The organism is Microbacterium testaceum, assembly GCF_001476655.1.
Taxonomy (GTDB): Bacteria; Actinomycetota; Actinomycetes; order Actinomycetales; family Microbacteriaceae; genus Microbacterium; species Microbacterium testaceum_C.
In genome coordinates this window covers 16137-30065 of the sequence record NZ_LDRT01000017.1, presented here as the reverse complement: position 1 = coordinate 30065, position 13929 = coordinate 16137, and the positions used below count along the sequence as shown (strand labels likewise).

Here is a 13929-nt window from a genome sequence, read left to right as displayed (position 1 = left end):
GCGGCGAAGTCGATGTCGTCGTAGCCGACGAGGGCGATGTCGTCGGGCACGCGGATCCCCCCGAGCATCGTGAGCGCCTGCAGCACGCCGACGGCGAGGAGGTCGTTGGCGGCGAAGACGGCGTCGGGGCGGTCGGAACGCTCGCGCAGTCTCTCGCCCGCGGCGCGGCCGGCGAGGACGGTCATGGCATCTGTCTCGATGATCTCGAGGGACGCGCCCTCGACCTCGTCGACCGCGCGCCGAGCGCCGGCGAGGCGGTCGGCGACCTGCCGGGTGGTGAGCGGGCCCGCCACGAACGCGATGCGCCGCCGCCCCTGGGCGAGCAGGTGCGCGACCGCGAGGGAGCCGCCCTCGACGTCGTCGACCGACACGGTGCAGACGTCGCCGCGGGGCGTCTGCTCGTCGACGAGGACGACCGGGATGCCGGCCGACGCGAGATGCTCGACCACCTCGCTGCCCGCGTCAGCCGGGGTGAGGAGAACCCCCGCGACCCGCTGCTCGCGGAACTGATCGAGGTAGAGGCGTTCCTGGGCGGCGTCGGCTCCGCTGGATCCGAGGAGCACGACGTACCCGTCGGCGGCGGCGCGCGCTTCGGCGCCGCGGGCGACGGCGGCGAAGAAGGGGTTGCCGACGTCGAGCACGATGAGCGCGATCGCGCGGCTCCGGCCGGCCCGCAACTGGCGAGCGGCGTCGTTGCGCACGTAGCCGAGGGCGTCGATGGCGGCGCGGACGCGCTCGACGACCCCGGGCGACACCGTGTCGCGACCGTTGAGCACGTTCGAGACGGTGCCCACCGAGACGCCGGCGTGAGCGGCGACGTCCTTGATTTTCACCGCCATGATCCGACGACGATATCGCACGAGTCGGCGCATCGTGCTACCGTGTCATGAAACGATTCATTCTCGAGGAAGAGAAACCCATGCCCACCCGTGTCTGCTTCGAACTCCGCGTTCGACCCGAGCTGATCGACGCCTACGTCGCCCGGCACACGCCGGTTCGCGCCGACATGCTCGCCGAGATCGCCGCCGCCGGACGCCGTAATTACTCTCTCTTCCTCGGCGAGGGCGGGCGGCTCGTTGGCTACTACGAGACCGACGATGACGCGGCCGCCCAGGCCTACCTCGCTGCCTCGCCCGTCGCCGCAGCGTGGGAGGCCGAGATGGCCCCCTTCTTCCTCGACCTCGACGGTCGGCCCGACCAGGCCGCCACCGCCCTCACCGAGGTGTTCCACCTCGCCGACCAGCTCGCGGAGGCTGCGCCCGCGGCATCCGTTCCTTCCGTTACCGCCGAGAACCCGGCATCCGCCCCGACTGAAAGCACCCCCTCATGACGACGCTGTCTCCCGAGATCCTCTCGACCCTCGAAGGTCAGGCCATCGAGCTGCCCTCCTGGGCCTTCGGCAACTCCGGCACCCGCTTCCGCGTGTTCCCCACCGCCGGCACCCCGCGCGACCCTTTCGAGAAGATCGCGGATGCCGCCGAGGTCAACCGTCTGACGGCCCTCGCCCCCACGGTGGCCCTGCACATCCCGTGGGACCTCGTCGACGACTACACGGCGCTCCGCCGTCACGCCGAAGACCTCGGCGTGAAGCTCGGCACGGTCAACTCGAACACCTTCCAGGACGAGGACTACAAGTTCGGCGCCCTCACGCACCACGACGAGCGCATCCGCCGAAAGGCCATCGACCACCACCTCGCGTGCATCGATGTGATGGATGCCACGGGCTCGCGCGACCTGAAGATCTGGCTCGCCGAGGGCTCGAACTACCCCGGCCAGAACGACATGCGCGGCCGCCAGGACCGCCTGCAGGACTCGCTGCAGCAGATCTACGCGCGCCTCGGCGACGACCAGCGTCTCGTGCTGGAGTACAAGTTCTTCGAGCCGTCGTTCTACCACACCGACGTTCCCGACTGGGGCACCTCGTACGTCCAGGTCGCCTCGCTCGGCGACAAGGCGATGGTGTGCCTCGACACCGGTCACCACGCGCCGGGCACGAACATCGAGTTCATCGTCATGCAGCTGCTGCGCCTCGGAAAGCTTGGCTCGTTCGACTTCAACTCGCGCTTCTACGCCGACGACGACCTCATCGTCGGAGCGGCCGACCCGTTCCAGTTGTTCCGCATCCTGTTCGAGGTCGTGCGCGGCGGGGGCCTCAACAACCCCGACGTGGCCTTCATGCTCGACCAGTGCCACAACATCGAGGACAAGATCCCCGGGCAGATCCGCTCGGTGCTGAACGTCCAGGAGATGACGGCGCGCGCGCTGCTCGTCGACCGCGACGCTTTGGATGCCGCGCAGCAGGCGAACGACGTGCTCGGGGCCAACGCGGTGCTCATGGACGCCTTCTACACCGACGTGCGCCCGGCCCTCGCCGAGTGGCGCGCCTCGCGCGGCCTTCCCGCCGACCCGATGGCCGCGTTCGCGGCATCCGGATACCTGCCCCGCATCGCCGAAGAGCGCGTCGGCGGCATCCAGGCCGGATGGGGAGCCTGACCCGCTCCACCTAGGCCGTTGAGTGTCCAGAACACGCCGTAACGGGGTGCCCCGATGCGGCGTGTCTTGGACATTCGACGGCTCCGACCCCGCCACCCGACGACTGAGATGAACGGAAGACCATGACCACCTCCACCGCCGCCGACCTCGTCGCGCGCAGCAACCGCCTCGGCTCCGACCCGAAGGTCACCAACTACGCCGGCGGCAACACCTCCGCCAAGGGCACCGACATCGACCCCGTCACCGGTGAGCCGGTGGAGCTGCTGTGGGTCAAGGGATCCGGGGGCGACCTCGGCACCCTCACCGAGAAGGGCCTCGCGGTGCTGCGCCTCGATCGCATGCGAGCCCTCGTCGACGTCTACCCGGGCATCGAGCGCGAAGACGAGATGGTCGCCGCCTTCGACTACTGCCTGCATGGCAAGGGCGGGGCGGCCCCCTCGATCGACACCGCGATGCACGGACTCGTGGATGCCGCGCACGTCGACCACCTGCACCCCGACGCCGGCATCGCGATCGCCACCGCCGCCGACGGCGAGCAGCTGACGTCGAAGATCTTCGGCGACAAGGTCGTGTGGGTGCCCTGGCGCCGCCCCGGGTTCCAGCTGGGCCTGGATATCGCCGCGATCAAGGCGGAGAACCCCCAGGCGATCGGCACGATCCTCGGTGGACACGGCATCACGGCGTGGGGCGACACGTCGGAAGAGGTCGAGCGCAACAGCCTCTGGATCATCGACACCGCGCGGACCTACATCGACGAGCACGGCACCGCCGAGCCCTTCGGCGGCGTCCGCGACGGCTTCGCGGCCCTGCCCGAGGCCGAGCGTCGGGCCAAGGCGGCGGCCCTCGCCCCGACCGTCCGCGGCCTCGCCTCGACCGACAAGCCCATGGTCGGCCATTTCACCGACTCCGACGTCGTGCTCGACTTCCTGGCATCCGAGAAGGCCCCCGCCCTCGCCTCGCTCGGGACGAGCTGCCCCGACCACTTCCTGCGGACCAAGGTCAAGCCGCTGATCCTCGACCTGCCCGCCGATGCGCCGGTCGAGGAGGCGATCGCGCGCCTGCAGGAGCTGCACGCGGAGTATCGCGCCGACTACCAGGCGTACTACGACGCGCACGCCACGGCCGACAGCCCCGCGATCCGCGGCGCCGACCCGCTCATTGTGCTCGTGCCGGGCGTGGGCATGTTCTCGTACGGCGCGAACAAGCAGACCGCGCGCGTGGCGGGGGAGTTCTACGTCAACGCCATCAACGTCATGCGCGGCGCCGAGGCGCTGTCGACGTACGCTCCGATCTCGGATGCCGAGAAGTTCCGCATCGAGTACTGGGCGCTCGAGGAGGCCAAGCTCCAGCGCATGCCGAAACCCAAGACGCACCAGGGGCGTATCGCGTTCGTCACGGGCGCGGCATCCGGGATCGGCAAGGCCATCGCGACCCGTCTCGCCGCCGAAGGGGCGTGCATCGTCGTCGCCGACCTCGACCTCGAGAAGGCGCAGGCCGTCGCCGCCGAGCTCGGCTCGACCGACCTCGCGATCGGGGTCGCCGCGAACGTGGCGAATGCCGAGGGCGTGCAGGCCGCGATCGACGCCACCGTGCTCGCCTTCGGCGGCATCGACCTCGTCGTCAACAACGCGGGACTCTCGCTGTCGAAGCCGCTGCTGGAGACCACCGAGAAGGACTGGGACCTGCAGCACGACGTCATGGCGAAGGGCTCGTTCCTCGTGTCGAAGGCGGCCGCCGCGGCCCTCATCGCGCAGGGCATGGGCGGCGATGTCATCTACATCTCGTCGAAGAACTCCGTGTTCGCCGGCCCGAACAACATCGCCTACTCGGCGACCAAGGCCGACCAGGCGCACCAGGTGCGTCTGCTCGCGGTCGAGCTCGGCGAGCACGGCGTGCGCGTGAACGGCATCAACCCCGACGGCGTCGTGCGCGGCTCGGGGATCTTCGCCGCCGGCTGGGGCGCCAATCGCGCCGCGACCTACGGCGTCGACGAGAAGGACCTCGGCCAGTTCTACGCGAACCGCACGATCCTCAAGCGCGAGGTCGTCCCTGAGAACGTCGCCGACGCGGTGTTCGTGCTGACCGGCCCCGAGCTCTCGCGCACGACGGGTCTGCACGTGCCCGTCGACTCGGGCGTCGCCGCGGCCTTCCTGCGATGAGCGGGACGTCGTCGAGCGGGGCGGGTGCGCCCGGAGCCGAGCCGGGGCCCGCCGCGCCCGGGATCCGTGCCCCCGGAACTGATCCCGGCGGCATCCGCTCCGTCGCAGCGGTCGATCTCGGCGCCACGAGCGGTCGCGTGATGATCGGCCGGGTCGGCGACGGCGTTCTCGAGCTCGAGCAGGTCGCCCGCTTCCCCAACGGACCCGTCGAACGCGCGGACGGCTGGCACTGGGACCTCGAGGCCCTGTGGCGACACGTCCACGCGGGGCTCGCCGAGGCGCTCCGTCGGGAGCCCGGCATCGAGAGCGTCGGCATCGACTCGTGGGCCGTCGACTACGGCCTGCTCGGGGCGGACGGGCTCCTGGCCGAGCCGTTCCACTACCGCGATGAGCGCACGGTGCGCGGAGTGGATGCCGTGCACGCGGTCGTCCCGTTCGAGGAGCTGTACCGGCGCAACGGGTTGCAGTTCCTGCCGTTCAACACGCTGTACCAGTACGCGGCGGACGCTCTTGTAGCCGAGGCCGAGACGAGCCTGCTGGTCCCCGACCTCCTCGCCGAGCGGCTCACCGGCCGCCGCGTCGCCGAGCGGACGAACGCCTCGACGACCGGGCTCGTCGATGTGCACACGGGCGAGTGGGATCTCGCGCTCGCCGAGGCGCTCGGCATCCCCTCGCGGGTGTTGCCGCTCCTGGTCGATCCCGGGGAGACGATCGGACGCGCGCGGGGGCTGGGGGATGTCCCGGTGGTCGCGGTCGGCTCGCACGACACCGCCTCAGCCATCGTCGCCGTCCCGCTGTCGTCGCCGAACGCCGCGTACATCTCGTGCGGCACCTGGGGCCTGGTGGGGCTCGAGTTGGACGCGCCGATCACGACGGATGCCGCCCGCGCGGCCAACTTCACCAACGAGGGCGGTGTGGACGGGCGCGTCCGGTTCCTCCACAACGTCACCGGATTGTGGCTGTTGAGCGAGACCGTGCGGGCCTGGTCGGAGCGCGACGGCGTTTCGGTCGACCTGTCCGCGCTCCTGGCCGCCGCCGCCGCCGAGCCCACGCCCGCGCGTCTCTTCGACGCCGACGACGCATCGCTCGCCGCCCCGGGCGACATGCCGGCGCGCATCGCGGCTCTGCTCGGGATGCCGGTGCCCGGCGTCGACGGCCGCGCCGCTTTCGCGCGGGTCATCGTCGAGAGCATCGCCGACGCCTTCGCGCGGACGCTGCACGCGGCGGGAGAACTCGCCGGTCGCGAGATCGACGCGGTGCACCTCGTCGGGGGCGGGGCGCTCAACGCGCTGCTGTGCCAGGCGACCGCGGACCGCAGCGGACTACCGGTGCTCGCGGGTCCTGTCGAGGCCACCGCGCTCGGCAACGTCCTCGTCCAGGCGCGTGCCCTCGGTTGCTTCGGGGCCGATGCGTCTCTCAAGGAGCTGCGCGCTCGCGTGGCATCCGCTTTCCCCGCGGTGAGATTCGTTCCCCGCTCCTGAAATCCGGCCTACAGGTGACCCTGTCAGGCCTTATGCTGTGGTCAGACCACACGAAAGCGAGACACCCATGGTGCAGCGACAGCTCCCCAAAGTCGGCGAGCTCCTCGAGCTCATGCAGTTCAAGAAGCCCGAGCTCGATGCGCGCAAGCGCCGCCTCGACGCCGCGCTGACGATCGCCGACCTGCGCACGATCGCCAAGCGCCGTACGCCCAAGGCGGCCTTCGACTACACCGACGGCGCCGCCGAGGGCGAGCTGTCGCTCGACCGCGCCCGTCGGGCATTCGAGGACGTCGAGTTCCACCCCGACATCCTCCGTCCCGCGAACGAGGTCGACACCTCGTGCGAGATCCTCGGCGGGCCCTCGGCGCTGCCGTTCGGCATCGCGCCCACGGGTTTCACGCGTCTCATGCAGACCGAGGGTGAGACCGCGGGCGCCTCCGCGGCGGCGGCCGCCGGCATCCCGTTCACCCTGTCGACGCTGGGTACGACCTCGATCGAGGGCGTGAAGGCGGCCAACCCCGTCGGACGCAACTGGTTCCAGCTGTACGTGATGAAGCAGCGCGAGATCTCGTACGGTCTCGTCGAGCGGGCCGCTGCCGCCGGGTTCGACGCCCTGCAGTTCACCGTCGACACCCCGATCGCCGGCGCACGCCTGCGCGATAAGCGCAACGGTTTCTCGATCCCGCCGCAGCTGACGGTCGGCACGATCGTCAACGCGATCCCGCGGCCGTGGTGGTGGATCGACTTCCTCACCACTCCCAAGCTCGAGTTCGCCTCGCTCAGCACGACCGGTGGCACCGTCGGCGAGTTGCTGAACGCGGCGATGGACCCGACGATCAGCTACGAGGACCTCGACATCATCCGGAGCATGTGGCCGGGCAAGCTCGTCGTGAAGGGCGTGCAGAACGTCCAGGATGCCGCGCGCCTCGTCGACCTCGGCGTCGACGGCATCGTGCTCTCGAACCACGGCGGGCGTCAGCTCGACCGCGCGCCGATCCCGTTCCGCCTGCTGCCGCACGTCGTGCGCGAGGTGGGCAAGGACGCCACGGTCATGGTCGACACCGGCATCATGAACGGCGCCGACATCGTGGCATCCATCGCTCTGGGGGCGAAGTTCACCCTCATCGGGCGCGCGTACCTCTACGGCCTGATGGCCGGCGGGCGCGAGGGCGTCGACCGCACGATCGCGATCCTGCGCAGCGAGATCGAGCGCACGATGACGCTTCTCGGGGTCTCGTCGCTGGATGAGCTCGAGCCGCGGCACGTGACGCAGCTGACGCGCCTGGTGCCGGTGGCGGGCGAGGGTGTGGGGGCGCGCGTCTGACGCGCCGTCACGAAACCCCCGGTCCCGTCGTGGGTGCCGGGGGTTTCACGTTCGACGCCGAGCGCCGGCGGTCGCCGAGATCACGTGCGTTCGCCCAGCCGACCGGTGTTTCGACCTCATTGCGCGTGAGGTCGGTGAATGAGGCTGATCTCGGCGTGTGGTCGGGGGCTCAGCGCGGCGGCGCGAGCAGCCCGCCGAGAGCCCCGAGCACGTCCGCGAGCGGGATCGAGGGCTCGAGCAGCCACTGCACCTGCAGACCGTCGGATGCCGCGATCAACAGCGCCGCGACCTGGTCGGGGTCGCAGTCGGCGCGGACGCGGCCGTCGGCCTGCTCGGCGCGGAGTCGGTCGGCGAGCTGTTCGCGCAGGCGGGCGAAGCGGTCGGTGAAGTATTCGCGCGCCGTCGCGCTGTCTTCTTTCAGCGAGGCGGCGACGAGCGTCGTGTAGAGCTCGACGAGACCCGGCACCGAGGTGTTGTTCTCGGCGGAGTCGGTCAGCGACGACAGGGCCGTCGCGTCGGGGGCGCTCGGCGTCGACCGGGCCGCGTGGTCGTAGACCGCGACGAGCAACTGCTCGCGCGAGTCGAAGTAGTGCAGGAGCGCCGCGTGCGAGACGCCGAGCGCCCGCGCGATGCTCCGCAGCGACGCCCCCTCGGCACCCCGCTCGGCAAAGACGTGGATGGCGCGGTCGAGGATCTCCTGCCGACGTGCGACGCCCTTCGTGTACGCGCCCGAGCGCCCGAGGCGGTCGTCGCCCTCGCTGGCGGGGGCGTCGGCCTCGTCGTCGCTGGTCACCCCGTCAGTGTAGGGGAGATAAAAGCAACCAGTGGTTGGTTTTGTGGTAGCGTTCCCGCAATGCCTCGGTGCCGCCCGCGGTGCCCTCGACGACGAGCAAGGAAAGGTCCGATGTCGCTCCCTATCCCTTCCGTCCAGCTCTACACGCTGGCCGCAGAATTCACCGCCGACCCGGGCGGTTCGCTCGACCGCCTCGCGGCGATCGGCCTCCGCAACGTCGAGGCGTTCGACTTCGTGCGCCGTCCCGCCGAGATCCGTGCGGCTCTGGATGCCAGCGGCCTGGCATCCCCGACCGGACACGCCCCGCTGCTCTCGGACGAGCTGTGGACACCGGACGGCTCGATCCCGACACCCGCTCCCGAGGTGGTTTTCGAGGCCGCCGCCGAGATCGGCATCTCGACCGTGATCGACCCCTTCGTCGACCCCGCTCGCTGGATGACGGCCGACGGGATCGCCGACATCGCCGAACGGCTCAACAAGGCCGCCGACGTCGCCGCCACCTTCGGCCTGAACGTCGGGTACCACAACCACGCGCAGGAGTTCCTCATCGACGTCGACGGCAAGAGCGGCTTCGAGCACTTCGTCTCGTTGACCGACGAGCGCGTCGCGATCGAGCTCGATCTGTTCTGGGCGCTCACCGGCGGCCAGGACGTGCCGGCCCTCGTGCAGCGTCTCGGCTCGCGCCTGGTGGCCGTGCACGTCAAGGACGGCATCGTGCCCGTGCCCAACCCCTTCGCCCCGGATGCCGACCGCAGCGCCACGCGTCAGCTCGACCAGCGTCGTCCCGGCGAGGGCCAGGTGCCCCTCGTCGAGGCCATGCAGGTCGCCGCCGACGTGAAGTACGCGGTCATCGAGTACGACCAGGCTCCCGGTGACGTGTTCGACGACATCGCCGCCAGCTACGCGTTCCTCATCGAGAAGGGCCTCGCCGCGTGAGCGCCCCCGTGGGAGTCGGCATCATCGGTGCCGGCGTCATCAGCGACACCTACCTCGAGAACCTCACGTCGTTCCCCGACGTGACGGTGCTCGCGGTCGGCGACATCGACCCCGAGCGCGCTCGCACCAAGGCCGAGAAGTACGGCGTGGCCTCGTGGGGCACCGCCGACGCGGTGCTGGAGAACCCCGACATCCAGGTCGTCGTCAACCTCACGATCCCCGCGGTCCACGTCGAGGTCTCCTCCGCCGCGATCGCCGCGGGCAAGCACGTCTGGACCGAGAAGCCTCTCGGGCTCGACCGGGCCGGCACCGCGCAGCTCCTGCGCGACGCCGAAGCGGCGGGCCTGCGCATCGGCTCCGCTCCCGACACCGTCCTCGGACCGGGCTTCCAGTCCGCCAAGCGCGCGATCCTCGACGGCGTGATCGGTCAGCCCGTGTTCGCGCAGGCCTCGTTCCAGACGCAGGGGCCCGACCTCTGGCATCCGGGACCGCAGTTCCTCTTCGCGCGCGGTGCCGGCCCCCTGCTCGACATGGGTCCGTACTACCTGACCGCGCTCGTGAGCCTGCTCGGTCCGGTGGACCGGGTCGCGGCCCTCGGGGCGAAGCCGCAGCCGCAGCGCGAGATCCACGCCGGTCCTGACGAGGGCATGTTCTTCGACGTCGAGGTGCCCACCACGGTGCAGCTTCTCGCCGCGTTCGAGGGCGGCCAGCAGGCGCAGGGCCAGTTCAGCTTCGACTCGGCCCTCGAGCGTCACGGCGTGCTCGAGATCCACGGCACCGAGGGCACGATCGTGCTGCCCGACCCGAACCGCTTCGAGGGGCCGACGCGCTACGTCAAGCCGCTCGGCGTGCTGCGCGACGGAGCCCGGTTCGACCAGCCGTGGATCGACGTCGAGCAGGAGGGCGTGGTCGTCGGCCGCGGCCTGGGCCTGCTCGACATGGTCCGCGCCATCGCCGAGGACCGACCGCACGTCGCCACCGGCGAGCTCGGCTACCACGTGCTCGACATCATGCTGTCGGCCGAGGAGTCGATCGAGAACGCGGCCTTCACGACCGTCGAGAGCACGCTCGCGGCTCCCGTGCCGGTCGTGCCCCGCGACTTCGATCCCTTCGCGCGCACGATCTGATCCACCCCTGACCCCGCCGGGGCGCCCCTTCGCGGGCCGCCCCGGCGGGGTTCGTCGTCGCGCTGGGGCCGCGCCGGGGCCGCGCCCGGGCCGCATGGTCGCCGAGACCGTACGCTCCTGCCGAGACCGCAGGCGTTTCGGCGTGTTCGGGTGCGGTTTCGGCGAGCGGATGCGGTCTCGCGTGCGGGCTTTTCGCGAACGTGCGGAAACTACTTGCCAGTACGGCAAGTAGTTGTCATGATGGAGGGGTCGGAAGGAACCCCATGGACACTCACCCCGCCCTCAGCCCTGCGGACGCGCAGCGACTCCTCGACCGAGCCGATCGGCTGAGCCGCTCCGCGCACGACGCGACCCGGTGGCCGTACATCACCTTCATCGTGGCCCTCGGCGTGGCCACGGCGATGGGGACCTTCGCCATGGCTCTCGCCACGGGAGACGCCTTCGGCCTCGCCTACGTCGGTACGTTGGCCGTGGCCTTCGCGCTCATCCTCTTCTTCGTGATCAGCATCCAGGGCCGAGCGGCGTTCGCCCGCAGCCGTCGCTGGACGGCGTACATCGTGAGCTGGTTCGTCACTTATGCCGCGGCGCTGGCCGTGGTGATCTTCGCGCACGGATCACTCGCCCTGGCGAGCGTCGCGTCGGGGCTCATCCTCGTCGTGTCGTTCGTCTGCGCCGCTCGCGAGGCCCGGTCATGACCACGGCCGTCCCGCACCCGCGGCACAAGCTCGACGAGCTGCTGCAGAACTCCGTGCGGTTCTCGATCGTCGCGGCCCTTGACCGGGCGAGCACCCTGAGTTTCAAGGAGGTTCGGGATGCCGTGGAGATCACTGACTCCGCCCTGAGCAAGCAGGTGTCGACGCTGGAAGCCGCGGGCTACCTGTCGGTCGGGAAGTCGTTCGCGGGGAAGATGCCCCGCACCTCGCTCACGCTCACCAAAGAGGGTCGCGTCGCCTGGCGCTCTCACCTCGCGACGCTGCGCGAGATCGCGGGATCGCTCGAGTGAGCCGGGCAGCCCCGCCGAGACCGCATTCGTGAGTCGAGACCGCACCCCGTGAAGCACGAGCGGGTGCGGTCTCGGTATGCGCCTGCGGTTTCGACGGCGGTCGGGTGAGGCCCGGATGCCGTCCGGCCTCGCGCCGCGTCAGTGACAGCCCTCCGCGGCGATCCACGCGCGGGCGGCCTCGGCCGCATCTGTGGGCACGGTCTCGTCGGGGAGGAGCGGGACCTCCGGATACTCCGTGCCGGTGCGGTCGGCGTAGATGCTCTGCGTGAGGATGATCCTCGCTCCGTCGTACAGCGGGATCGGGAGGTTCGCCGAGGTGTATCCGGCGGTGGGGGCGCCGAAGAGGCGGACGCCCTCGATCCCCCGGAAGGCCGTGACGACGGCCTCCGCGCTCGATCCGGTGCCGGCATCCTGCAACACGGCGATCGGCACGCCGGTGATCTTGGCGCGCGGGCTGACCGGCACGATCGTCTGGCCCTCGAGTCCTCCTCCGTCCTCCTGCACGGTGACCGTGGTCGCGGTGCCCCCTCGCGTGCGGAACGACAGCGCCGGTCCGTCGGGAAGGAGGGCCGAGACCCCGGACAGCATCGGGTACATGTTGCCGCCGCCGTTGCCGCGCACATCGACGATCCACCCGCACGCCTGGTCGGCGTGGGCAGCGATCCCGGTGGCGACGACGTCGGCGTAGTCCTGCTGCGCGCGATCGTCGGGGTCGACCAGCTCGGGGAGGGTCACGATGCCCACTCCCTCGGCCGCGGAGACGGTCGGGAGGACGGGGTCAGAGGCGTTCGCGTCCTCGCGCGACGCCGGAGGTTGGAAGGCGGAATGCTTTCCCCCCGCCGCCCGCGTCGCCGCGTCGATGAGCGGGTAGAGCTCCTCGTAGCTCCGGGCCGAGGGCGCCGCGTGCACGAGGGCCGCCCGAGCCGCGGTCCATTCGGGTCCCGAGGCGTAGTACCCGGTGTCGAGGCGGTCGACGACGATCTCGGCGTACCGCTGCGGGGACGGAGGCAGCACGTACACGCCGAAGCGGGGGCCGTACTCGTGCAGCCCCCACGCGGCGGCGCCGCAGACGGCCAATGCGACCGCCGCCACCGCCCCGATGACGTACCGGCGGCGGGGCTTCTTGGTTCTGATCACCCTTCCATGCTCGCCATCCGATAGTCGGCGCACATCCGTCCAGCGGTGTATTTCGCCCGTCGCCGGTCGCCCGTCGCCCCGCGCCGTTCGCCGAGACCGCACCCCATCGCCGAGACCGCACCCGACGGGCGGGAAATGCCTGCGGTTTCGACACGGGCCTGCGGTCTCGGCGGTCGTCACTCCGCGCGGAGCCACGCGGCGGCGGGGTGACCGGCGAGCACTGTGAGCACGGTGACCGCCTCGGCGACGGGGGCGTCGCCACCGCGGGTGAGCGGCGTCGCTCGCCGCGAACGCCTCCCTGGCGCGCACCGCGCGATTCCGCGAGCGACACGATGGCCGTTCGGGTCCGAGATCGTCGACGCGGGACGGTCTCCGTCGAAGATCCTTACGCGGTCCCGCGCTGCCGCGGGGGTGCGGCGCTGCTCTCGCGGACGACGAGGGTCGGAGTGACGGCGGAGTCCGCGGGATGCCGGTCCTCCGTCAGCCACTCCTCGAGCAGTCCGAACGTCCGCCGCCCCAGATCGACGAAGTCCTGTCGCACCGTCGTCAGGGCCGGCATCCACATCCGTGCGAATGGTTGATCGTCGAATCCCACGATGCTGATGTCCTGGGGAACCTGACGACCGACTTCTTGGAAGGCGCGTGCCGCGCCGATCGCGAGCTCGTCGTTGCCGCAGAGGAGAGCGGTGATGCTCCGATCACTGGTGAGCTTCTGTGCCGAGTCGTATCCCGAGGTGGGGGAGTAGCTGGCTTGCACGACCGGAGGGATGGGGGCGCCGGCTTCCTGCAGAGCCTTCCGCCATCCCCAGGCGCGTCCACTCCGCGGTTTCGTCGCCGGGATGGCGAGATGGTGCACGGTCGTGTGCCCGAGCGACAGCAGGTACCGGGTGGCCTCGTAGCCTCCGGCGGCATCGTCGAGGAAGGCATGCGGGGTGGAGCCCGACGCGCGGCGCGCCCCCGCCGCCGCCACGACCGGGAGAGTGGAGGGGAGGGCGGCGAGGGTTGCGACACCGACCTTGTCGAACTCGATCACGATCGCGCCCGCGAGGGGATGCGAGAGGGCGTTGTTCACGGATCGGGAGATGTCGTCGGGGTCGCCCGACTCGACGACGGCGATGACGACCACGTATCCGGCCGCGCGCGCGGCCTCTTCGATTCCCTGGAGCGTCGCGGCGTAACCGTAGCGAATCGTGTTGCGAGCGAAGACCGCCACGGTCGATCGGCGCCCGCTGACGAGGGACTGCGCCGCCGCGTTCGGGCGGTAGCCGAGCTCGGCGACCGCGGCCTCGACCTTGGCCCGGAGTTCATCGCTGACGCGGATGCGCCCGGAAAGCACGCGCGAAACCGTGGAGAGGCTGACTCCGGCCTTCGCTGCAACGTCGACGATCCCCGGGACATGGCGATCGAGAGACATTCGGACAGCCTAATGACGAACGTTCCCATGACCAACGTTCATCTTTTGATCGACTTTCTGTC

13 protein-coding genes are annotated in these 13929 nt (G+C 70.6%); 9 read left to right on the top strand and 4 right to left on the bottom strand.

What is annotated here, in order from left to right; translation table 11 throughout:
• A partial coding sequence (locus NS220_RS03225) for a LacI family DNA-binding transcriptional regulator (protein WP_058622668.1) occupies positions 1-839 on the bottom strand: 839 nt, incomplete at its 3' end.
• Positions 840-919: 80 nt separating this feature from the next.
• Here NS220_RS03225 and NS220_RS03220 point away from each other — a divergent pair.
• The 5 genes from NS220_RS03220 (at position 920) to NS220_RS03200 (ending at position 7457) form a co-directional block, all read left to right on the top strand.
• Positions 920-1330: an L-rhamnose mutarotase gene (locus NS220_RS03220; RefSeq protein WP_058622667.1), complete on the top strand. Its 411-nt coding sequence runs from the start codon at positions 920-922 to the stop codon at positions 1328-1330.
• The gene (gene rhaI, locus NS220_RS03215) at positions 1327-2493 is read left to right on the top strand and encodes an L-rhamnose isomerase (RefSeq protein WP_058622662.1); all 1167 of its coding nucleotides are present in this window, start codon (positions 1327-1329) and stop codon (positions 2491-2493) included. Before NS220_RS03220 ends, rhaI begins: the two co-directional genes overlap by 4 nt.
• Before the next feature lie 122 nt (positions 2494-2615).
• Positions 2616-4652: a bifunctional rhamnulose-1-phosphate aldolase/short-chain dehydrogenase gene (locus NS220_RS03210; RefSeq protein WP_058622661.1), complete on the top strand. Its 2037-nt coding sequence runs from the start codon at positions 2616-2618 to the stop codon at positions 4650-4652.
• Complete coding sequence (locus NS220_RS03205) at positions 4649-6133, top strand: rhamnulokinase (protein ID WP_081322958.1); 1485 nt, start codon at positions 4649-4651, stop codon at positions 6131-6133. Before NS220_RS03210 ends, NS220_RS03205 begins: the two co-directional genes overlap by 4 nt.
• Before the next feature lie 67 nt (positions 6134-6200).
• The gene (locus tag NS220_RS03200) at positions 6201-7457 is read left to right on the top strand and encodes an alpha-hydroxy acid oxidase (protein WP_058622660.1); all 1257 of its coding nucleotides are present in this window, start codon (positions 6201-6203) and stop codon (positions 7455-7457) included.
• A gap of 169 nt (positions 7458-7626) precedes the next feature.
• Here NS220_RS03200 and NS220_RS03195 read toward each other — a convergent pair whose 3' ends face one another.
• Positions 7627-8250, bottom strand: coding sequence for a TetR/AcrR family transcriptional regulator (locus NS220_RS03195; protein ID WP_058622659.1), 624 nt, complete (start codon positions 8248-8250; stop codon positions 7627-7629).
• 111 nt (positions 8251-8361) lie between these two features.
• Between NS220_RS03195 and NS220_RS03190 the strand changes: the two genes are divergently transcribed.
• From NS220_RS03190 to NS220_RS03175, 4 genes are all read left to right on the top strand, one after another.
• Complete coding sequence (locus tag NS220_RS03190) at positions 8362-9186, top strand: sugar phosphate isomerase/epimerase family protein (RefSeq protein ID WP_058622658.1); 825 nt, start codon at positions 8362-8364, stop codon at positions 9184-9186.
• The gene (locus tag NS220_RS03185; protein ID WP_058622657.1) at positions 9183-10313 is read left to right on the top strand and encodes a Gfo/Idh/MocA family protein; all 1131 of its coding nucleotides are present in this window, start codon (positions 9183-9185) and stop codon (positions 10311-10313) included. The genes NS220_RS03190 and NS220_RS03185 overlap by 4 nt, the downstream gene beginning before the upstream one ends.
• 263 nt (positions 10314-10576) lie before the next feature.
• Positions 10577-11008, top strand: coding sequence for a hypothetical protein (locus tag NS220_RS03180; RefSeq protein ID WP_058622656.1), 432 nt, complete (start codon positions 10577-10579; stop codon positions 11006-11008).
• Complete coding sequence (locus tag NS220_RS03175) at positions 11005-11316, top strand: winged helix-turn-helix domain-containing protein (protein ID WP_058622655.1); 312 nt, start codon at positions 11005-11007, stop codon at positions 11314-11316. Before NS220_RS03180 ends, NS220_RS03175 begins: the two co-directional genes overlap by 4 nt.
• Positions 11317-11454: 138 nt before the next feature.
• On the opposite strand, the gene NS220_RS03170 is transcribed toward NS220_RS03175, so the two are convergent.
• Together NS220_RS03170 and NS220_RS03165 are read right to left on the bottom strand one after the other, a co-directional pair.
• A complete protein-coding gene (locus tag NS220_RS03170; RefSeq protein ID WP_058622654.1) occupies positions 11455-12453 on the bottom strand; it encodes a S41 family peptidase in 999 nt (332 codons plus the stop codon).
• A 385-nt stretch (positions 12454-12838) separates the two neighbouring features.
• A complete protein-coding gene (locus NS220_RS03165; protein ID WP_058622653.1) occupies positions 12839-13867 on the bottom strand; it encodes a LacI family DNA-binding transcriptional regulator in 1029 nt (342 codons plus the stop codon).
• Between the last annotated feature and the right edge of the window lie 62 nt (positions 13868-13929).

Bases quoted from the DNA above. Each gene is read 5' to 3' on its own strand.
- NS220_RS03220 (WP_058622667.1), top strand. From the start codon at position 920: ATGCCCACCCGTGTCTGCTTCGAACTCCGCGTTCGACCCGAGCTGATC.
- rhaI (WP_058622662.1), top strand. From the start codon at position 1,327: ATGACGACGCTGTCTCCCGAGATCCTCTCGACCCTCGAAGGTCAGGCC.
- NS220_RS03210 (WP_058622661.1), top strand. From the start codon at position 2,616: ATGACCACCTCCACCGCCGCCGACCTCGTCGCGCGCAGCAACCGCCTC.
- NS220_RS03205 (WP_081322958.1), top strand. From the start codon at position 4,649: ATGAGCGGGACGTCGTCGAGCGGGGCGGGTGCGCCCGGAGCCGAGCCG.
- NS220_RS03200 (WP_058622660.1), top strand. From the start codon at position 6,201: ATGGTGCAGCGACAGCTCCCCAAAGTCGGCGAGCTCCTCGAGCTCATG.
- NS220_RS03190 (WP_058622658.1), top strand. From the start codon at position 8,362: ATGTCGCTCCCTATCCCTTCCGTCCAGCTCTACACGCTGGCCGCAGAA.
- NS220_RS03180 (WP_058622656.1), top strand. From the start codon at position 10,577: ATGGACACTCACCCCGCCCTCAGCCCTGCGGACGCGCAGCGACTCCTC.
- NS220_RS03175 (WP_058622655.1), top strand. From the start codon at position 11,005: ATGACCACGGCCGTCCCGCACCCGCGGCACAAGCTCGACGAGCTGCTG.
- NS220_RS03165 (WP_058622653.1), bottom strand. From the start codon at position 13,867: ATGTCTCTCGATCGCCATGTCCCGGGGATCGTCGACGTTGCAGCGAAG.